This window comes from Afipia sp. GW822-FHT04G07 (genome assembly GCF_058800765.1).
In genome coordinates, this window is sequence record NZ_JBXAMP010000001.1 from 1425730 (window position 1) to 1445862 (window position 20133).

The following is a 20133-nucleotide window of genomic DNA, read 5'->3' on the forward strand; positions in this document are numbered from 1 at the left end:
ACGCAACGGGTCATTTCGGAAAACAGAACCCGGTGCGCGATGCAGTCGCGCCGGGGAGCGTCTGACACGTCAGCCCTTCCGCGCAGGTCCATGACGTAAAGCTCTTGTCCGGTGCTGCATCGGCGGCGGTTGCGGAACACACCGCACCCCAGCCGTTGACGTAGGTGGTGCCGGCCAGTTCATGCGAACGGCGCGGCTGCGGACGCGCAGAAAATCCGCGCGAGAAGTCCGGCGTGCGGCCGTCGCGAAACGCCGCGAGAATGTCGCGGCGGCGCTCCTGATCGCCGAAGAAATGCGGCGAGGCCGCCGCCACAACGCTGGCCGACGGCCGCCCCGGATGCTCAAGACCCGTGACATGAAAGCCGCCGACCGCGCGGGTGCGGTGACATCCGGCGCAGGTCATGTCGTCGAGACGGCGCGCGAAGCCTGCCGGCGACAGGATGTTCTGGAGTGGCGCGTTCGCCGATGCCTTCTCCGAAGCTTTGGCCAATGCCGCAACGATGTCGTCGTCCGCAAACAGTTCGCTCGCCGCGCTATCGACATGCGACGGCGTTTGGTTGATGACGCTCATGGCGAGAAAACGATCCGGCAGCACAACCGTGCCGCGGTCGAAGTCTGCAAGGTGCGCGGGATCGAGCAGCCACTGCCTGAAGTCCACAGCGAGCGCCGCATCCGAACGAATCCGCTCAATGTCGATCTGGTTCTCCATCGGCGACTCGTTGAAGCGCGCAGCTTGCAGATCGTAGCGGAACACCTTCATCAGATAATCCGCCCTGCCCTCGAAATCACTTGCATTGGCCGACGCCCGCGCGACCTGAATGTTGATCTCGATGCGGTCGATGGCCTCGTGCGTGATCCATTCCAGCGCGCCGCCACTGGCCGTCAGGGTTGAACCTGCATCCGCAGGAAGCGGATCACCCAACGTGAGCCAGCGCTTCGACAGTTCGCCACCGGTCAGCCCGCCTGCATTGGCCGGCCTCGCCTTCATGATGAGGCTGAGCGTCATCGGCAGCCGCGACGGCGGCCTGTCCTTGTTCGTGGACTCGTGGTTCGCAATGGGACGATAGACCAGACGTATTTCACCGCATTCGCCGGGCGACACATAGGCGCGGTCCATCCGGTTGACGACGCCGACGAGTTCAAAGCGCGTGTCCGGTGCATTGAGCGCGTCGCGGTCGAACAGATTGACCTTGTCGGTCCCATCCTTGTGCGCAACGACATAGCTGTTGAAGTCGCGGTCGGTCGCGGCCTGAACGGTCGCCATCGACGGCAGCGCGAACAGGCCTGCGCTCGAACTGCCGGGATCCGCGCCGAGCAGCCGCGCGAGAGATAACCTTGCGCCGTCGAGCGCGCGCAAAATCTCGGGATCGGTGATCGCAGCGCCGCGCTCCATTGTGCCCGCATGGCTCTGCGTGGCCGCGAGAACCACCGGCAGGCAAAGCAATATCCAGAGGGCCGCGCGAATTCGCATGCGACCCTTCTGCGACGCCGTTCGCCCCTTGCCAAGTCAAAGGATGGAGAGGGGTGGCGCTGCGGCATTTTGGTTGGACGGCCCCGCCCCCGAACCGGTTCAACGGAGAATCCCTCCGGAATGCCAAGGCGTTGGCTGCGAATCGGTTGGCGGTGGAAAATTTCATCGCCCGGCGGGACTCACGCTGAACTATTGGCTAGCATCGCCGTTGGTGACTGCCGGGCACGCAGACAGGAAACGCACCATGACCACGGTCAAAGCAGTATCTGCGGCTGTTTCATTTGCGGAGCAAATGCAACACGCTCGCGAACTCGTCGTGGAGGGCCACCGGCTGCTTCACGTGGCCAACCGCGATCTCAAGGCCGGACGAAGCGTGGTGCGGCGCACGCAGCAGCTGCTTTCCGAGACCGAAAGTGTCTTTCGCGCCAAGCGCCGCCTTCAGGCCAGCACGGGATCGATCGGGCTTGCCGGCACGCCGCCGGCCTCAACGGCTTCGCCTGCCGCTAGGCAAAGGTCTTCCCTGTAACGGCCCGCGACGATCTGAACGCCGACAGGCACCCGCCCGACGAGCCCCGTCGAGACGGTGAGCCCCGGCATTCCGATGAACGGCAGCGCGATCTGCGGCATCTGTGCCCGAAGCACCCGGTGCAACGATGCCTCGCCTTTCAGATCGAGTTGCCATTCGAACGGCAGTTCTCCGCAAGGCGGCATCACGATTACCGCGTAGGTCTCGAAAAACATTTCCCACGCGCGCACCAGCGTCGCGCGCCGGGTCAGCAGCTTCGAGAACGTGGCAAGATCGAGCGCCCGCGCGACCTTCTCCTGATCGCGAAGAATGGCCAGCGCACCGGGATCGCCCTCGCGCTCGGCGGCATCCCGCAGGGCGTCATAGCCATCCGACAGCCAGAGTTTCATTTGCAGATCGGCCGCCTCGGCGAAGGGCGGAATGTCGGTGATCTCCTCAACGATCCAGCCTGCCCGCTCCAGCCGCTTGCCGGCATCGGCAACGGCATCGCTGACCGCCTTCGCCGTCTCCAGACCGTCCGGACGCAGGCAGATCGCCGCGCGTTTCTCGCGCGCCGGCCCTTCCAGCGGCGCGGGCACCCACCACGGATCGCGCGGATCGCGCCTCGACATGGCGTGAAACGCCAGCCGCACGTCGCCGACGGTGCGCGCGATCGGACCCGAGACGGCCGTGATCTGTGGACCGATGGGGCGCTCCGGCGATGACGCATTAAAGGCCGGGATGCGGCCAACGGTCGGCCGCAGGCCATGCACCCCGCAGGCATAGGCCGGGTAGCGGATCGAGCCCGCGATGTCGGTGCCGTGGGCGATATGGCCGATGCCGGCCGTGACGGCTGCCGCAGCACCACCGGATGAGCCGCCGGGCGTGATCGATGGATCGCGCGGGTTTTTGGTGTCGCCGTGCAACAAATTCGTCGTGAACCACCGGGCCGAAAAGGCCGGCGCGTTGGTGCGTCCGACGATGACAGCGCCTGCCCTGAGCAGATTGTCCACTACCGGGCTGTTGGTCTGCGCCACCAGGTCACGCTGCAGCTTCAGCCCGTTCGTGGTAGCGAATCCGGCCTGATCGACGTTGACCTTGGTCGTAACGGGAACACCGCCGAGCGCGCCGGGATCTTCGCCCCTGGCGATCATGGCGTCGATAGCGTCCGCCTGCGCCAGCGTCTCCTCGGGCCGGTGAGCGACGACCGCGTTGATCGCGGGATTGACCGCGTTCAATCGATCGAGAGCGGCCGATGCGGCTTCTCTGGCCGAGAGTTTTCGAGACCGGATGTGCGACGCAAGTTCAGTAGCCGGGAGTCGCCAGATGTCGTTCATTGCAAATCCTGTCGCGAGTCATATCCAGATGCCGTTGCCGTCCCGGCTTCACGGCCACTATAGTAGCGGCGAAACGCTGGCACTCAATGGCTACACCTTGATTTCAGTATTCCGGGACCGCTGCGTCCCAGCCCTCAGATTTTATTTTAAACCGTCAGGATTTCGAACAATGAAACCGATCATCATGTCCGCCATCGCAGCGATCTTTCTGGGTGCAACCGGCCCGGCCTTCGCCGCCGAACCCGGCGACAAGGTCAAGATCTCCATCGAGAAGTGGCGCAAGCCCGGCTCCAACAATATCGGGACCGCCGACATCACCGTCACCAACGACAATGATTTCGCGGTGAAGGACATTCGCGTGAAGTGCGATTACATGTCCAAGACCGGCGGCCGCAAGATCGAGACCGATCAGCGGCTGGCGCTGACCGTCAAGCCGAAGACGACGAAGCTGTTCAAGAAGACCAAGTTTCCCTTCATCGATCAGGAAGCCGCGACAGGCTCGTGCAAAGTCACCGGCGCGACGCAGGGTTAAGCCCGCGCCGGACTTGGTTTGCGCCGGAACATGTCGAAGACCTTGTCGATCACCGGCCAGAACAGCAGCACGATGGCGAGCGTCGTGATGGTGCCGACGAGGCCGTTCGACCAGAACACCTTCACGGTGCCGCCCGATCCGATCATGGCGAGACGGAACGCGTCCTCGGCGCGGCTGCCGAGCACCAGCGCCAGCGTGAACGGCGCTAGTGGAATGCCGATCTTCTTGAAGACGTAGCCGACCACGCCGAACAGCAGCATCAGCCAGATGTCGAACATCGCGTTCTGGATGGCGTAGGCGCCGATGGCGCAGGACACCACGATCATCGGCGCGATGGCCGCGAACGGCACGCGCAGGATCGACGCGAAAATGGGCACGGTCGTCAATACCAATATGAGGCCGACGACGTTGCCGAGATACATCGACGCGATCAGGCCCCAGACGAAATCCTTGTGCTCCACGAACAGCAGCGGGCCGGGATTGAGCCCCCACACCATCAGGCCGCCGAGCAGGATCGCCGCGGTGCCGGAGCCGGGAATGCCGAGCGCCAGCATCGGCAGCAGCGCCGCCGTGCCCGAGGCATGGGCGGCGGTTTCCGGCGCGAACACGCCCTCGATGCGGCCCTTGCCGAACGACTCCTTGTCCTTGGAAAAACGCTTGGCGAGATTGTAACCCATGAACGACGCCGCGATCGCGCCGCCCGGCGTGATGCCGAGCCAGCAGCCGATCACCGACGAGCGCAGCAGCGTCGCCCAATACTTCGGCAAGCTCTTCCAGACATCGATGACCGTGCGCAGGCTGATGCGCGCCGCATGGCCGCGCAACGCGAGCCGCTCCTCCATCGTCAGCAAGATCTCGCTGATGCCGAACAGGCCGATCACCGCGACGAGGAAGTTGACGCCGCGCAACAGATCGGTCGAACCGAAGGTCATGCGCAATTGACCCGACACGGTGTCGAGGCCGACGCCGGCCAGCAGCAGGCCGAGCGCCATGGAGATAATGGTCTTGTGCTTGGCCTCGCGGCCGAGCCCCACGAACGAACAGAAGGTCAGCAGATAGACCGCGAAGAATTCAGGCGGCCCGAATTTGAGCGCGAAACCGGCGATGCTTGGCGCGAGAAACGTGATCAGCATCACCGCGACCAGCGAGCCGATGAACGACGAGGTGAACGCGGCGGTCAGTGCTTCCGCGGCCTGGCCGTTCTGCGCCATCGGATAACCGTCGAACGTGGTCGCGACCGACCATGCCTCGCCCGGAATATTGAACAGGATCGAGGTGATCGCGCCGCCGAACAGCGCGCCCCAGTAAATGCAGGACAGCATGACGATGGCCGACGTCGGGTCCATCGTGAAGGTCAGCGGCAGCAGGATCGCCACGCCGTTGGGGCCGCCGAGCCCCGGCAGCACGCCGACGAAGATGCCGAGCACGAGCCCGACCATCATCAGCGCGAGAATCTTCCAGGTGAAGAGAACCGCGAAGCCGTGAAACAACAGGCCGAGTGCTTCCATGATCGTGTCCTACCGGCCTGTTGCTTAGCGTCCGAAGACCGCTTCGAGCGGTCCCTTCGGCATGATGACGTCGAACGCGATGTCGAAGACCCCGAACATGATCGCGACGAAAATGAAGGCGGTCAGCAGCGACTTCCACCACGCGATCTTGCCGATGATCGCCATGAAGCCTGCAATGAGAAGGAAGCTGGCGACATAAAGCCCGAGCCATTGCATCGCCAGACAAAACAGCAGCGTCGGCACGAACACCTGCATGACCCGCCGCAACTGCGCGCGGGTGACGAAGGTGTCCAGTCCCTCGGCGCGCCTCATCACAAGTCCGGCGAGGCCGTAAAGGGCTGCGCCGCCGAGAATGATGGAGAGATAGAACGGGAAATAGCCGGCCTGCGGGCCGGTCGAATCCCACGACGCGCCGGTGCGCCAGTTGTCCCAGCCGAGTAGCAGGGCCAGCGCGAACAGCAACACCATGACCACCGCTTCGACGGTGCGGGTGTTGGTGACGGCGGGCGAATTTTCATCCGGCGCTGTCGGATCCTCGACGACGATTTCAATGTCTTGGGCCATGTCGGGAATCCGCGGCGATCTTGAGAGAGATGAGTAAAATCTGACGCCGCCGCTTGGACAGCGGCGCCAGATCCCCGATGGACGAGGTTAGTTTGCGACGAAACCCGCTTCAGTCATGAGTGACTTGTTCAGGGCATCGTCCTCTTCAAGGAACTTGAGCATCTCTTTTCCGGTCATGAAGACCGGTTTCAGAGCCTGCTTCTCCATGTAGTCCTTGTATTCCGGCGTCTGGGTAATCTTCTTCGACAGATCGACATAGAATTCGGTCTGTTCCGGCGTCGCCTTGCCGGGCAGGAACAGTGCACGCAGCATCAGATACTGCATGTCGAGTCCCTCTTCCTTGCAGGTCGGGATGTCGTTCCACGACTGCGTCTCGGTGACCTTGGTCTTGTACGAGATGCGCTCCTTGTCGAACACGCAGAGCGCACGCACCTGACCGGCGCGCCACACTTCGAGGTTCTCGGACGGATTGTTGACGTTGGCTTCGGTGTGGTTGCCGACGAGCTGGGTCGCCGCTTCGCCGCCCGACTTGTAAGGCAGATAGGAGAACTTCGCGCCGGTCTTCTTTTCCATGAACACCGTCAGCACGTGGTCCTCACGCTTGGAGCCGGTGCCGCCCATCTTGAACGGCGTGCTCGACGCCTTGGCGGCGGCGATGAAATCCTTCACGGATTTCGCGCCTGCCGCATTGTCCCACAGCACGAACTGGTCCATCGCAACCACCGACACCGGCGTGAGGTCGCGCCAGTTGAACGGGATTTTCGCCGACAGCGGCAGCATGTAGATCAGCGAATAGGCGATCAGCACCTTGTTCGGATCGCCCTCGCTGCCCTTCATGTACATCAGCGCTTCCGCGCCGGATGCGCCGCCCTTCAGCGAGACGATGACGGGCTGCTTCATCAGGTTATTTTTCTGGATCGCGGCCTGCATCATGCGCGCCATCTGGTCGGATGCGCCGCCGGCGCCGGCGGCGACGACGATTTCGACAGGCTTGGCCGGTTCCCACGCAACAGCCGGCGCACTGGCCGCCATCATCGCAAGCACGCTTGTGGCCTTGATGAGAGTCTTCATGCGGTCTTCTCCCTGTAACTTTCTGAATCCGGGCGTTGCCGGACCTTGGTTTGTGCTTCCGCTATGCTGCGGATTTGAATTCAGTGCGGGCAGCGGCCTTACGCCACCGCCGTCTTGGCAAGTGCCGGCGACGCATCGCGCCCCGTCAAAACCTCCATCGCCGCCATCACGCCGCCCTTGCGGTGCGGCACCTTGGCCAGACCGAGCGCCATCTCGACGCCGGCCAGCGTGCCCATCAGCATGAGGTCGTTGAAATGTCCGAGATGCCCGATGCGGAACACCTTGCCCTTGACCTTGCTGAGACCCGAACCCAGCGACATGTCGAAATTCTCCAGCGTCACCTTCCGGAACTGGTCGGCGTCATGGCCTTCCGGCATCAGCACGGCCGTGGTGATCGGGGAATATTCCAGCGGCTCGAGGCAAAGATTTTCAAGGCCCCATGCGGACACCGCCGCGCGCGTCGCCGCCGAATAGCGCTTGTGACGGGCGAACACGTTGTCCAGCCCCTCCTCCAGCAGCATCGCGACCGCTTCCTTGAGGCCGTACAGCAGGTTGGTCGCGGGCGTGTAGGACCACGAGCCGGCCTTGTTGGCGTTGAGGATCTCGTGCCAGTCCCAATAGGAGCGGATCGACGTGGCGGTTTTGGACGCGGCCAGCGCCTTTTCGGAGATCGCGTTGAAGCCGAGCCCCGGCGGCAGCATCAGCCCCTTCTGCGAACAGCAGACGGTGACGTCGACGCCCCAGCCGTCATGATCGTATTCGATCGAACCGAGACCCGAGATGGAATCCACCATCAGCAGCGCCGGATGCTTGACGCGGTCCATCGCCTTGCGAACCTCGTGGATGCGGCTGGCGACGCCGGTGGAGGTTTCGCTGTGCACCACCATCACGGCCTTGATGAGATGCTGCTTGTCCTTCGCAAGCCGCGCTTCGACCTCGGCCGCGCTGACGCCATGACGCCAGTCGCCGGGCACGAACTCGACCTCGATCTTCATGCGCTCGGCGAGCGCGCGCCACAGCGTCGCAAAGTGCCCGGTTTCGACCATCAGCACCTTATCGCCCGGCGACAGCGTGTTGACGATGGCAGCTTCCCACGCGCCGGTGCCCGACGAGGGATAGATCACCACCGGGTTTTTGGTCTTGAAGATCTTCTTGGCGCCTTCGATCACCTCGAAGCCAAGCTGCGCAAATTCCGGCCCGCGATGATCGATGGTCGGCATGTCCATCGCCCGCAGCACGCGGTCGGGCACGTTGGTCGGTCCAGGAATCTGGAGGAAGTGCCGTCCAGTGTGGACAGAGGCATTGGACATCGTTGGCGCTCCCAAAACTCTTTTTGAATGCAACATTTGTGCATTGCGAGATTTTCTTGAAGAAGATTGTATTCAGATAATTCTTTTTCACAACCGAAATATCCGATACCTCTAAGGGAGTTGGGAATAACGCGGCAGCCTTCTCTGTATTTGCTGGATTTATTCGCTCAATCCCGCAGACTGACGCGCCGGCACAAGGTCGGGAGGCCTGAGATTTTGAATAATCTTTTGAGAGCCAGTTCGCTGGAAGTCGTCGCGGCCGCGCCGTCGTCGCTGCACAGCGACCTGCTCAGCCAGATTCGCGACTTCATCGTTGAGGGACATCTTGAGCCCGGCAGCCGCATTCCCGAGCGTGAACTGTGCGAACGGTTCGACGTGTCGCGCACGCCGCTGCGCGAGGCGCTCAAGGTTCTGGCCTCCGAAGGCCTGATCGAGCTGCTGCCCAATCGCGGCGCGCGGGTCCGGCAGTTTTCCGAAACCGACATCCGCAACCTGTTCGAGTTGCTCGCGGGTTTCGACTTCGTCGCGGGCAAGGCGGCCTGCGAGAAAATCTCCGACGCCGACATCGCCGCCATCGAGCAGATGCATCTGGAGATGTACACGCACTATCTGCGGCAGGAAGTGGCGGATTATTTCCGCCTCAACCAGAAAATTCACCAGGCCATCGTCGATGCCGCCGCCAATCCGTTTCTGTCGTCGAGCTACGCCACTGCGAACGCCATCGTGAAGCGGCTGCGCTATTCGGCCAATCTCGTGCGCCGTGACCGCCTGAGCGACGCCATGCGCGAGCATGAAGCCATCGTCGATGCGCTGCGCCGCCGCGACGGCGATCAGATGAGCCGGCTGATGTTCGATCACATGCGCAAGAAGTGCGACGCCGTCTGCGAGTATCTGCTTGAGAATCAGCCGACCGGAAATCCCCCGGCGGACGTCGCGCCGCTGCGCGGCGAAGAGAGTTGAAGTCTCTGCTCGTCATTGCGAGCGAAGCGAAGCAATCCACCTCTTTTGGGCCGAGAAAGACTGGATTGCTTCGTCGCAAGCGCTCCTCGCAATGACGGCGTGTAATTGATTGGCCTCCGCGCGTACGAAAGTTAGGGCATCTGGAACAAATGGCTCATCAGAAAGCCGCGACCGGAAAGACCACGGCGCAGGACAGCGCCCTCGCCGCGCGCCTGACGCGCGAGATCGACGGCGATGTGCTGTTCAATCCGTTCGACCTCGGGCGCTACGCCACCGACGCGTCGTTCTATCAGATCAAGCCGTTCGGCGTGGTCGTGCCCCGCACCGTGGACGATGCGCTGCGCGCCATGGCGATTGCGCGCGATGACGGACGCGTCGTCACGCCACGCGGCGGCGGCACCTCGCAATGCGGCCAGACGGTCAATGACGGCATCGTCATCGATGTCTCGAAGCACCTGAACAAACTGATCTCGTTCGACGTCGAGAAGCGCACCTGCGTGGTCGAGCCCGGCATCGTGCTCGACGATCTCAACCGGCAACTGAAGAAACATGGATTGTGGTTTCCGGTGGACGTCTCGACCGCGTCGCGCGCCACTATCGGCGGCATGGCGGGCAACAATTCCTGCGGCGGGCGCTCGCTGCGCTACGGCACCATGCGCGACAACACCATTGCGATGGACGCGGCGCTGGCCGACGGCACGCTGCTGCATTTCGGCGAGGTGCCGCGCGACATGGCGCGGCAGAATACCGAGATGCCGGGCCGCGACCTGTTTCGCGACATGCTGGCGATCGGCGAGCGCGAAGCGAACGAGATCGCGGCACGGTTTCCGCACGTGCAGCGCCGGGTCGGCGGCTACAATCTCGACGCGCTGACGCCGCAGCCGGTCAACAACATGGCGCACCTTCTGGTGGGCTCGGAAGGCACGCTTGCCTTCACCACGCGCGTCGAACTCAAGCTGTGGCCGCTGCTCGGCCCAAAAGTATTCGGCGTCTGCCATTTCGGCAGCTTCTACGAGGCGATGGGCGCAGCCCAGCATCTGGTGAAGCTGAAGCCCATCGCGGTGGAACTGGTGGACCGCACCATGATCGCGCTCGGCCGCGATATCGCGATGTTCAGGCCGATCATCGAATCCGTGGTGAAAGGCGACCCCGATGCGCTGCTGATCGTCGAGTTCGCGGAAGCCGATCAGGCCGCGAACCTGCACAAGCTCCAGCAACTCGGCGACGTGATGGCCGATCTCGGATTCGGCTGGGACAAGCCCAAGCAGCGCTGGGGCGGCGTGGTCGACGTCGCCGATCCGGCGATGCAGGCCGCGATCTCGGATTTCCGCACCTCCGGCCTCAACATCATGATGTCGATGAAGCAGGAAGGAAAACCTGTGTCCTTCGTCGAGGATTGCGCGGTGCCGCTGCCGCACCTCGCAGACTACACCGAGCGCCTGAACAAAATATTCGAGAAGCACGGCACGCGCGGCACCATGTATGCCCATGCGTCCGAAGGCTGCCTGCATGTGCGCCCGGTGCTGAACCTGAAGCTCGACACCGACGTCAAGGCGATGCGCGCCATCGCCGAAGAAACCTTCGCCATGGTGCGCGAGTATAAGGGTTCGCATTCCGGCGAACACGGCGACGGCCTCGTACGCTCGGAATTTCACGCGCAGATGTTCGGCCCGAAAATCGTTCACGCCTTCGAGGAAGTAAAAGAGCGGTTCGACCCGGACAACACCCTCAACCCCGGCAAGATCGTGCATCCGCCGAAGATGGATGACCGCTCGCTGTTCCGTTATGCGCCCGATTACAAAGTCGAGAACATCAAAACGGTTCTCAACTGGTCGGCATATCCTGGCGCCGCCGGCGGTTTCCAGGGCGCGGTCGAGATGTGCAACAACAACGGCGCGTGCCGGAAACTCGAAGGCGGCGTGATGTGCCCGTCCTATCGCGCCACCCGCAACGAGAAGGACGTCACGCGCGGCCGCGCCAATACGCTGCGGCTGGCGATCTCCGGCCAGCTCGGCCCCGATGCATTGTCATCGGACGCCATGATGGAGACGATGAAGCTCTGCGTCTCCTGCAAGGCCTGCCGCCACGAATGCCCGACTGGCGTCGACATGGCCAAGATGAAAATCGAGGTGCTCGCGGCACGCGTCGCAAAGCACGGCCTCACGCTGCGCGACCGGCTGGTGGGTTATCTTCCGCATTACGCCGCACTCGCTTCCCGTTTTTCCTGGCTCGCCAATCTCCGCAACAAGAGCCAGATCCTGCGCTGGCTGTTCGAAGAAGTGGCGAACATCAGCGCGGCGCGCGATTTGCCCGCATTCCGGCGCGATGTGTTCGAGCCCGCGCATGATGCCTATGGCCCGGAAGGCGGCCGCGAGGTCGTGCTGTTCGCTGACACCTTCAACCGCGCCTATGAGCGTGAAAACCTCGACGCCGCGTTGCGCGTGCTGGTCGATGGCGGCTACCGCGTGCACCTGCCCCGCCCTGTCGATGGCGGTAGGCCGCTGTGCTGCGGCCGCACATTCCTCTCGGCGGGGCTGATCGAGAACGCGAAAGCCGAACTCGCGCGGGTGGTCGAAACGCTGACGCCCTTTGCCCAACGTGGCGTGCCCATCGTGGGGCTGGAGCCGAGCTGCCTGCTGACGCTGCGCGACGAACTGCTGTCGCTGCGCGCGGACGACGCCGCGAAAACCATCGGCGCCCACGCGCTGCTGTTCGAGGAATTTCTGGTTCGCGAGGCCGAAGCCGGCCGCCTGCAACTGCCGCTGGGAGCCATCGACAAGAGCGCGCTGGTTCACGGCCATTGCCATCAGAAGTCGTTCGGGGCCTTTGCGCCGGTGGAGAAAATCCTGCGGCTCGTCCCCGGACTCAAGGTCGAAAAGATCGAATCGAGCTGCTGCGGCATGGCCGGCGCGTTCGGCTACGGCGCGGACACTTATGATGTCTCCATGGAGATGGCTGGAGCATCCCTGCTGCCCGCTATACGCAAGGCTGACGATGACGCGCTGATCGTGGCCGATGGCACCTCCTGCCGCCATCAAATCAAGGACGGTTCAGGCCGCGGCGCATTGCACGTCGCCCGCGTCCTTGCCATAAGTCTGGACAACGGCGCGGCGAAAGCCCCTGCACATCAATCTCTCACAAGGACATGATAATGACTGACCTGACCCTCGACGTTGCCCGCAAGATTTCCGATGCCGCGCTGGCCAAGTGCCGCGAGATGAAGCTGAAGCCGATGGCAATTGTCATTCTCGATGCGCGCGGCGCACTCAAGACCGTGGTGGCGGAAGACGGCACCAGCCTGATGCGCAGCGAAATCGCCCACGGCAAGGCCTACGGCGCGCTCGCGCTCGGCATGGGCTCGCGCGCGATCTTCAAGCGCGCCAACGAGCAGCCGTATTTCATCGACGCCATCAGCACCATGACCCGCGGCGCGATGATCCCGGTGCCCGGCGGCGTTCTCATCAATGACAAGAACGGCGCGCTGGTCGGCGCTATCGGCATCAGCGGCGACACCTCCGACAACGACGAGACCGCCGCACTGGCCGGCATCGCCGCCGCCGGTCTTGTCGGCAACACCGGATAATCCGCGCGGAGAATGACATGACGTTTCCGCGCGCCTCGGCCGCCCTGTCGCGATTTACGGTGCTGGACCTGACCCGGGTTCGCTCCGGGCCGACCGCCGTGCGGCAGCTTGCGGACTGGGGCGCGAACGTCATCAAGATCGACGCGCCGTCGGATGTCGCCGACAGCGAGCAGCCCGGCGGTCCCCGCGAAGGCCCGGACTTCCAGAACCTTCACCGCAACAAGCGCGCGATGACGCTGAACCTGAAAGACCCGAAGGGTCTCGATGTGTTCAAGCGCCTCGCCGCGAAGGCCGACGTTATCGTCGAGAACTTCCGGCCCGACGTGAAGACCAAGCTGGGCATCGATTACGCTGCCATCCGCGCGATCAATCCGGGCATCGTCTATGCCAGCATTTCCGGCTTCGGTCAGGACGGTCCTTATGCCAAGCGCCCCGGCTTCGACCAGATCGCGCAGGGCATGGGCGGGCTGATGTCGATCACCGGCCAGCCGGGACAAGGCCCGATGCGCGCCGGCATTCCGATCGCCGATCTCACCGCGGGACTCTTTTGCGCGCTCGGCGTTCTCACCGCGCTGCTGGAACGCGACGTCTCCGGCGAAGGCCAGTGGGTGCAGACCTCGCTGTTGCAGGCGCAGATTTTCATGCTCGACTTTCAGGCCGCGCGCTGGCTGGTCGACGGCGACGTGCCGAAGCAGGCCGGCAACAATCACCCGAACAGCATTCCCACCGGCGTGTTTAAGACCAGCGACAGCCATATCAACATTGCCACCGCGGGCGGGCGCATCTGGGAGCGGTTCGCGCAGGCCATCGACGCACCCGAGCTGGTGACGCATCCCGACTACGCAACCATTTCGCTGCGCTCGAAGAACCGCAACGCGCTGAACGCCGAAATCGAAACACACATGATGAAGCGCCCGACCGACGAATGGGTGACCATCCTGAACGAGGCCGGCGTGCCTTGCGGCCCGATCTACGCCATCAACGAGGTGTTCGGCGACGAGCAGGTGAAGCACCTCGGCATCGCGCAGCAGTTGCCCGGCAACGGCAAGCATCTTGTCGGCCAGCCGTTCACGCTGTCGCGCACGCCGAGCCGCTTTGCCGCGCGCCCGCCTCTCACGGGTGAACAGACCCGCGACGTGCTTGCCGAGTTCGGCTTCAGTGAACAGGAGATCGCCTCGCTCGAGCAGAGCAAGGTCGTCTGAATTTTAAACCAAGGAATGTGCGTATGGCTTCGACCGACAAGGTGATCTCCCGCAAGGACGGCAACGTCGGCTATGTGATCTTCAACAATCCCGAGCGCCGCAACGCGATGTCGCTGGAGATGTGGGAAGCCTGCACCCGGCTGATGAACGAGTACGCGAAGGACGACAGCATCCGCGTGGTCGTGCTGGCCGGCGCGGGCGACAAGGCATTCGTCGCGGGCGCGGACATCTCGAAGTTCGGCGACGAGCGCGCCTCCGAGGAAGGCGTGAAGAAGTATAATGAGGCCGTCGAGGCCGCCTATGCCAGCGTCCACGAATTCCCGAAGCCGACGATTGCGATGATCCGCGGCTTCTGCGTCGGTGGCGGCATGGGACTGGCGAGCTGCTGCGACCTGCGTATCTGCTCGGAGGACGCCAAGTTCGCCGTGCCCGCCGCCAAGCTCGGCCTCGGCTACGGCTATCCCGGCGTAAAGCGGCTGATGGATGTGGTCGGTCCGTCCTTCACCAAGGAAATCTTCTTCACGGCAAGAATTTTCGAGGCCATGGAAGCCGTCGAGATGGGCCTTGTGAACCGCATCGTCGAAAACGAGGAACTCGAGTTCTATGTGAAGAACTACGCCGCCACGATCGCGGGCAACGCGCCGCTCACCGTGGATTCGATCAAGTTCATTGTCGGCGAGGCCTGCAAGGACGAAAGCCAGCGCGACATGAAGCGCTGCGACGATGTGGTTCAGGCCTGCTTCAAGAGCGCGGACTACGAGGAAGGCCGCACAGCGTTCATGGAAAAACGCAAGCCGGTGTTCAAGGGGCGCTAAGCTTCTTTAGACGAACGCCCGCGCACTGCGTCCATCGATCGCAAGGCACTTCTGACCTCAGCAGTTGTTGCGGGCTCACCGCCCGCGTTGCGGACGCGGCGCGCGGCATCCTTCACCAGCGCTTCGTTGGTCTGCGTAGATCCCCAGTTGATGTCTTCGAGACCGACGCGGACATGGCCGCCACGCGCCACCGTGTGCGGGATCAGCGGCGTGATATCGACGCCGAGGCCGGCAATCATCCACGGCGCGCCGGGCGCCGCCTCCGCCAGCAAGTCCAGATGCGCATCGAGATACTTGTCGCGCGGCGGAAAACCCCAGGCGAACTCCTCGGAAAACATGAAGCGATAGATCGGCGTTGGCGACGGCGGCGCGATGGCCGCGAGTGCCGCGCCAAGGCGCGTGAATCCGGGCTCGTAGATCGCGTAGCTCGGATGGACGTTGTGGGCTCGCGAGATCCGCATTCCTTCCAGAATATCCGCATGCGGATTCTGATAGACGCCGCCCTGCCCCAGATCATCGAAGCGCGCGAAATGAACCGAACCGGGATCGATCACGGCCCACTCGATCAGACCGCGCCTTGCAAGCTCGGCAGTGTGACCGAAACGGTCGGTCGTCTGGCTTTGCCCCAACGCAGGACTCGGAATGGTCGGATAGACGATGACGTCCACCTTCGCGCGAATGCCTTCGATAATGCGCGCGTAGATTTCCCAGTCGTCCTTCTGATGCCCGGTCGTCACATCATAGGCATGGGCATGAATGATGGCCGCGCCGGCTTCGGCGCAGGCGATACCATCCGCGACAATCTCCTCGACGGCGACGGGAATGCCGCGCTGCTTCGCGCGGGTCCAGGGACCGTTCAGCGCGGCTTCGATCCAGACCTTGCCCATCGCGCTATTTGCCGGTCCAGACCGGTTTTCGCTTCTCCGCGAAGGCCGCCATGCCCTCTTTCGCGTCCTGCGTCATCGACAATATCGCGATCTGCGATTCGGTGTAGGCGATGCCCTGATCGAACGACATCGACGCAAGAGCGCGCATGGCGTACTTGCCGCGCCGGATCGCGGTCGGCGACTTGTCGATGATCCGTGACACCAGCCATTCGACCTTGGCGTCCAGTTCGGCGGCGGGCACGACGTGATTGAGCAAGCCCGCGTCCATCGCTTCCGCCGCACTGAACGGCTCGCCGGTGATGCACCATTCGCGCACCAGCCGCTGCGGCGCGATCGACTGCAGCAGGCTCAGCACCTGCATCGGGAAAACGCCGACCTTCACCTCGGGCAATCCGAAAATCACGTCGTCGGACGCAATCGCCATGTCGGTCATGCACAGCAGCCCGATGCCGCCGGCCATGCAGACGCCGTTGATCCGGGCGATGGTCGGCTTGGTCGCATTCTGCGCCGTGCGCAGCATGTCGGCATAATCCAGATTGGGCTTCGCCAGATCGAACGCGAAACCTGCACCCGGCTGAAGATCCGCACCGGCACAGAACGCCTTGGTGCCGGTGCCGGTCAGCACGATCACCCGCACATCGTTGTCCTCATGGGCGCGGCGATAGCCGTCCACAATGCCCGCGAGCACCGACGCGTTCAGCGCGTTGCGCTTGTCGGGGCGATTGATGGTAATCCAGAAGGCGTGCCCACGCTTTTCGTGCAGCACCGTTGCGTCAGACATTCTATGTTCTCCTCAAGCGGCGTCCTGCGCCGCCTCGATCTCGGCAATCACGAACCCGGTCGTGACCTGATCGCCTTCCATGGCGTTCAGGCTCACCAGTCTACCCGATACCGGGGCTGCGTGAACATGCTGCATCTTCATGGCTTCCAGCACGATAATCGGCGCGCCGGCCGCGACGGCATCCCCAGCCCTGGCCAGCACCGAGACCACGCGCCCGTTCATGGAGGCGCGTAGCTTGCCGTCCGATCCCGCATCGCCGGCTTTCAGCACGGCGGCATGGGACAGGTCGCGCACATGCGAGGTAACTCCGGCAAATTTGAAAAACACGCTCGCTCCGTCGCGAACGACGTCCGCCGAGGCGAGAATGCCGTCGCAGGCGAAATGGATCGCGCCGCCATCGACCGATCTCAGCGTCAGGGCGTGTTCGCGCTCCGCGAGACCAATCCGGAACACATCGCCGCGCTCGCGCCGCACGGCCGGCTCGATGATATGGCCGTCGAGGTCGAGCCGCAGCGGAATCGGGTAGCCATGCGCCAGACCCAGACGCTGCTGCGTGTGAACCGGCCCGATGGCCGACACATGAACCAGCAGCGCCGCCACCGCCGCGTGCAGTCCGTCATCCTCCTTTGCCGCGAGCAGGTCGGCCGAATGCTCGGCGATGAATGCCGTGGTGGCCTGCCCCGCCGCGAAGGCCGGATGGTCGAGACACCGCGCGAGGAACGCCTGATTGGTGGTGACGCCGAGCGCCGTCATCTGCGCCAGACCTGCCGCCAGCTTGCGCCGCGCTTCGTCGCGTGTCGCGCCATGGCTGATGATTTTTGCAATCATCGAATCGTAGAACGGCGGAATCTCGCTGCCGGACTCCAGCGCATCCTCAACGCGCAATTCCCGCGGCGCGAGCCAGCGCAACGTGCGGCCCGACTGCGGCATGAAACCATGCGCGGCATCCTCCGCGCACAGCCGCACCTCGATGGCGTGGCCGGAGAACGTCACCTGATCCTGCGTCAGCGGCAGCGGCTCGCCACCCGCCACGCGCAACTGAAGTTCGACCAGATCGAGGCCGGTGATGGCTTCCGTCACCGGATGCTCCACCTGCAACCGCGTATTCATTTCCATGAAATAGTAGTTGCCCGCAGCATCGAGCAGGAATTCCAGCGTGCCTGCGCCTTCATACCCAATCGCCTTCACAGCTGCGACGGCGGTCGCGCCCATCCGCGCGCGCAACTCAGACGAGACCGCAGGCGATGGCGCTTCCTCGATCAGCTTCTGATGCCGCCGCTGCACCGAGCAATCGCGCTCGCCGAGATGGATCGCGTTGCCGTGACGATCACCGAACACCTGAATCTCGATATGACGTGGCTGCACGATGGCGCGTTCGAGAATGACGTTCGGATCGCCGAACGCATTTTGCGCCTCCGAGCGCGCGGCGCGCAAAAACTCGAGAAACGCCTTGTCGTCCGGCACGAGACGCATCCCGCGTCCGCCGCCGCCGGCGACCGCCTTGATCATCACCGGAAAGCCGATCCGCTTGGCGGCGGTCAGCATCGTGCCGTCGCTCTGATCCTCGCCCTGATAGCCGGGCACGCAAGGCACGCCGGCTTTTTCCATGATGTCCTTGGCGCCGGCCTTGTTGCCCATGGCGTGGATCGCCTCGGGCGACGGCCCGATGAAGATGAGGCCAACCTCACGGCAGGCTTTGGCGAACTCCGCGTTCTCCGCGAGAAAGCCGTAACCCGGATGCACCGCGTCCGCGCCGCTCGCCTTTGCCGCCTCCACGATGGCATCGATCCGCAGATATGACTGCGACGGCTGCGATTCGCCGATCCACACCGCCTGATCGGCCTCGCGCACATGGCGGGCGTTGGCGTCAGCGGTGGAATAGACCGCAACGGTCTCATAGCCGAGACGCTTTGCGGTGCGCATCACCCGCAACGCGATCTCGCCGCGATTGGCGACGAGGATTTTGCGGAACGGCGTTAGCTTGCTCATGGCCGCGCCACCGAGAACTGCACCTTTTGCGGATTGCGCTGCTCCGCCTCGCGGCAGATCGCCAGCACATTGGCCAGCACCGCGCGGGTGTCGCGCGGATCGATCACGCCGTCGTCGAGCAGCCGGCCGCTGGTGGCGAACACGTCCATCTGTTTCTCGAACACATCGATGATCTGTGACTTCATCGCCTCCAGTTTCTCGGGCTCGATCGGCTTGCCGCGCCGGGCGGCAGCGGCCTCCGCGACAATCGCCATGGTGCCGGCCGCCTGCTCGCCGCCCATCACAGCCGTCTTCGCGTTGGGCCACGAAAAGCAGAAGCGCGGATGAAAGCCGCGCCCGCACATGCCGTAATTGCCCGCGCCGAACGACGCGCCGCAGTAAATCGTAATCTGCGGCACGGTGGCGTTGGTCACCGCCTGAATCATCTTGGAGCCGTGCTTGATCATGCCGGCTTCCTCGTAAGCCTTGCCGACCATGTAGCCCGTGGTGTTGTTCAGATACAGGATCGGCGTGCGCGACTGGCAGCAGGCCTGAATAAAATGCGTCGCCTTGTTGGCGCCGTTCGGGTCCAGCGGGCCGTTGTTGGTGATGATGCCGATGGCGTGGCCGTCGATGCGGCCGTGGCCGCAGACCGTGGCGGGGCCATAGTTCGCGCCGATCTCGAGAAAATCCGAGCCGTCCAGAATCCGCGCGATCACCTGCTTCATATCGACGGGCCGCTTGTGATCCATCGGCATGATGCCGAGCAGTTCCTCGGCATCGTATAACGGCTCGCGCACCGGATCAGCGCTCTCCGGCTGCGCGCGGTCCCAGTTGAGGTCCGCCATGATCTGCCGCGCGATGCCGAGTGCCTCGCGGTCGTCTTCCGCGAGATAATCGCCGAGCCCGGAAATGCTGGTGTGCATCTCCGCGCCGCCGAGTTCTTCTTCCGTCGCGATTTCGCCGGTCGCCGCCTTGAGCAGCGGCGGCCCGGCCAGAAACGCGCGCGTTCGTCCCCGCACCATCACGATGTAGTCGGAGAGCCCTGTCTGGTATGCGCCTCCCGCCGTGGACGAGCCGTGGGTAACGGTGACCACCGGCAGTCCGGCCGCAGACAGCAGCGCGAGATTGCGGAAGGTCGTGCCGCCGCGGATGAAATCTTCGACGCGATAGCGCATGAGATTGGCGCCCGCGCTTTCCACCAGTTGCACGGACGGCAGCTTGTTCTCCAGCGCGATCTCCTGCGAGCGCAGCCGCTTGTCGAGACCCATCGGCTGCAACGATCCGGCTTCGATGCCGGAATCGCTGGCGGTCACCATGCAGCGAACACCCGAGACGAATCCGATCCCTGCAATCGTCCCACCGCCCGGAATGCTTTTCTCCGGGTCCGGCGTATCGAGGCAATAGCCCGCGAGCGCAGACAGTTCGAGAAACGGCGCACCCGCATCGAGCAGCAGCGCGATGCGCTCGCGCGGCAGCAACTGGCCGCGCTCATGAAACCTTTTCTTTGACAGTTCCGACGCCGCGCTGGTGCGCCCCACCACCGCATTGACCCGCGCGATCTGCGCCAGCATTCCGGCGCGGTTGGCCTGATAGGTCTCGCCGGTGCGGGAAATCGAATTCTCAATGACGGTCATGG

Annotated in this window: 16 protein-coding genes; 6 read left to right on the plus strand and 10 right to left on the minus strand. The window is 63.7% G+C overall.

Features of this window, described 5'->3' with window-relative positions:
* Positions 1-10 precede the first annotated feature (10 nt).
* The gene (locus AC1RKJ_RS07100; protein WP_492790366.1) at positions 11-1471 is read right to left on the minus strand and encodes a hypothetical protein; all 1461 of its coding nucleotides are present in this window, start codon (positions 1469-1471) and stop codon (positions 11-13) included.
* Between the two features lie 438 nt (positions 1472-1909).
* Positions 1910-3313, minus strand: coding sequence for an amidase family protein (locus tag AC1RKJ_RS07105; RefSeq protein ID WP_492790367.1), 1404 nt, complete (start codon positions 3311-3313; stop codon positions 1910-1912).
* Positions 3314-3482: 169 nt separating this feature from the next.
* Here AC1RKJ_RS07105 and AC1RKJ_RS07110 point away from each other — a divergent pair, with 169 nt between their 5' ends.
* Complete coding sequence (locus AC1RKJ_RS07110; protein ID WP_492790368.1) at positions 3483-3845, plus strand: hypothetical protein; 363 nt, start codon at positions 3483-3485, stop codon at positions 3843-3845.
* On the opposite strand, the gene AC1RKJ_RS07115 is transcribed toward AC1RKJ_RS07110, so the two are convergent.
* The 4 genes from AC1RKJ_RS07115 to AC1RKJ_RS07130 form a co-directional block, all read right to left on the minus strand.
* Positions 3842-5353 carry a tripartite tricarboxylate transporter permease gene (locus tag AC1RKJ_RS07115; protein ID WP_492790369.1) on the minus strand — a complete coding sequence of 504 codons (1512 nt, stop codon included), beginning with the start codon at positions 5351-5353 and terminating at the stop codon, positions 3842-3844. The genes AC1RKJ_RS07110 and AC1RKJ_RS07115 overlap by 4 nt on opposite strands.
* A gap of 24 nt (positions 5354-5377) precedes the next feature.
* Positions 5378-5917 carry a tripartite tricarboxylate transporter TctB family protein gene (locus tag AC1RKJ_RS07120; protein WP_492790370.1) on the minus strand — a complete coding sequence of 180 codons (540 nt, stop codon included), beginning with the start codon at positions 5915-5917 and terminating at the stop codon, positions 5378-5380.
* 87 nt (positions 5918-6004) lie between these two features.
* A complete protein-coding gene (locus AC1RKJ_RS07125; protein ID WP_492790371.1) occupies positions 6005-6988 on the minus strand; it encodes a Bug family tripartite tricarboxylate transporter substrate binding protein in 984 nt (327 codons plus the stop codon).
* Between the two features lie 98 nt (positions 6989-7086).
* Positions 7087-8298 (minus strand): pyridoxal-phosphate-dependent aminotransferase family protein, encoded by a 1212-nt coding sequence (locus tag AC1RKJ_RS07130; RefSeq protein WP_492790372.1) that lies wholly within the window; start codon positions 8296-8298, stop codon positions 7087-7089.
* A gap of 216 nt (positions 8299-8514) precedes the next feature.
* Here AC1RKJ_RS07130 and AC1RKJ_RS07135 point away from each other — a divergent pair, with 216 nt between their 5' ends.
* The 5 genes from AC1RKJ_RS07135 to AC1RKJ_RS07155 all read left to right on the plus strand — a co-directional run bounded on the left by AC1RKJ_RS07135 (position 8515) and on the right by AC1RKJ_RS07155 (position 14858).
* Positions 8515-9258 carry a GntR family transcriptional regulator gene (locus tag AC1RKJ_RS07135; RefSeq protein WP_492790373.1) on the plus strand — a complete coding sequence of 248 codons (744 nt, stop codon included), beginning with the start codon at positions 8515-8517 and terminating at the stop codon, positions 9256-9258.
* Positions 9259-9407: 149 nt separating this feature from the next.
* On the plus strand, positions 9408-12407 hold the full coding sequence (locus AC1RKJ_RS07140; RefSeq protein WP_492790374.1) for an FAD-binding and (Fe-S)-binding domain-containing protein: 3000 nt from the start codon (positions 9408-9410) through the stop codon (positions 12405-12407).
* A 2-nt stretch (positions 12408-12409) separates the two neighbouring features.
* Positions 12410-12841, plus strand: coding sequence for a GlcG/HbpS family heme-binding protein (locus AC1RKJ_RS07145; protein ID WP_492790375.1), 432 nt, complete (start codon positions 12410-12412; stop codon positions 12839-12841).
* Positions 12842-12858: 17 nt separating this feature from the next.
* The gene (locus AC1RKJ_RS07150) at positions 12859-14043 is read left to right on the plus strand and encodes a CaiB/BaiF CoA transferase family protein (RefSeq protein ID WP_492790376.1); all 1185 of its coding nucleotides are present in this window, start codon (positions 12859-12861) and stop codon (positions 14041-14043) included.
* Between the two features lie 23 nt (positions 14044-14066).
* Positions 14067-14858 carry an enoyl-CoA hydratase gene (locus tag AC1RKJ_RS07155; protein ID WP_492790377.1) on the plus strand — a complete coding sequence of 264 codons (792 nt, stop codon included), beginning with the start codon at positions 14067-14069 and terminating at the stop codon, positions 14856-14858.
* Here the strand turns inward: AC1RKJ_RS07155 and AC1RKJ_RS07160 are convergent.
* From AC1RKJ_RS07160 to AC1RKJ_RS07175, 4 genes are read right to left on the minus strand one after another with little or no spacing between them, the layout of a single operon-like run.
* A complete protein-coding gene (locus tag AC1RKJ_RS07160) occupies positions 14855-15745 on the minus strand; it encodes a beta-keto acid cleavage family enzyme (protein ID WP_492790378.1) in 891 nt (296 codons plus the stop codon). The two genes, AC1RKJ_RS07155 and AC1RKJ_RS07160, sit on opposite strands and share 4 nt — an antisense overlap.
* Before the next feature lie 4 nt (positions 15746-15749).
* Positions 15750-16526 (minus strand): enoyl-CoA hydratase/isomerase family protein, encoded by a 777-nt coding sequence (locus AC1RKJ_RS07165; protein WP_492790379.1) that lies wholly within the window; start codon positions 16524-16526, stop codon positions 15750-15752.
* Between the two features lie 12 nt (positions 16527-16538).
* The gene (locus tag AC1RKJ_RS07170) at positions 16539-18515 is read right to left on the minus strand and encodes an acetyl/propionyl/methylcrotonyl-CoA carboxylase subunit alpha (RefSeq protein ID WP_492790380.1); all 1977 of its coding nucleotides are present in this window, start codon (positions 18513-18515) and stop codon (positions 16539-16541) included.
* Entirely contained in the window at positions 18512-20131 is a 1620-nt protein-coding gene (locus AC1RKJ_RS07175) for an acyl-CoA carboxylase subunit beta (RefSeq protein WP_492790381.1), read from the minus strand. Before AC1RKJ_RS07175 ends, AC1RKJ_RS07170 begins: the two co-directional genes overlap by 4 nt.
* Between the last annotated feature and the right edge of the window lie 2 nt (positions 20132-20133).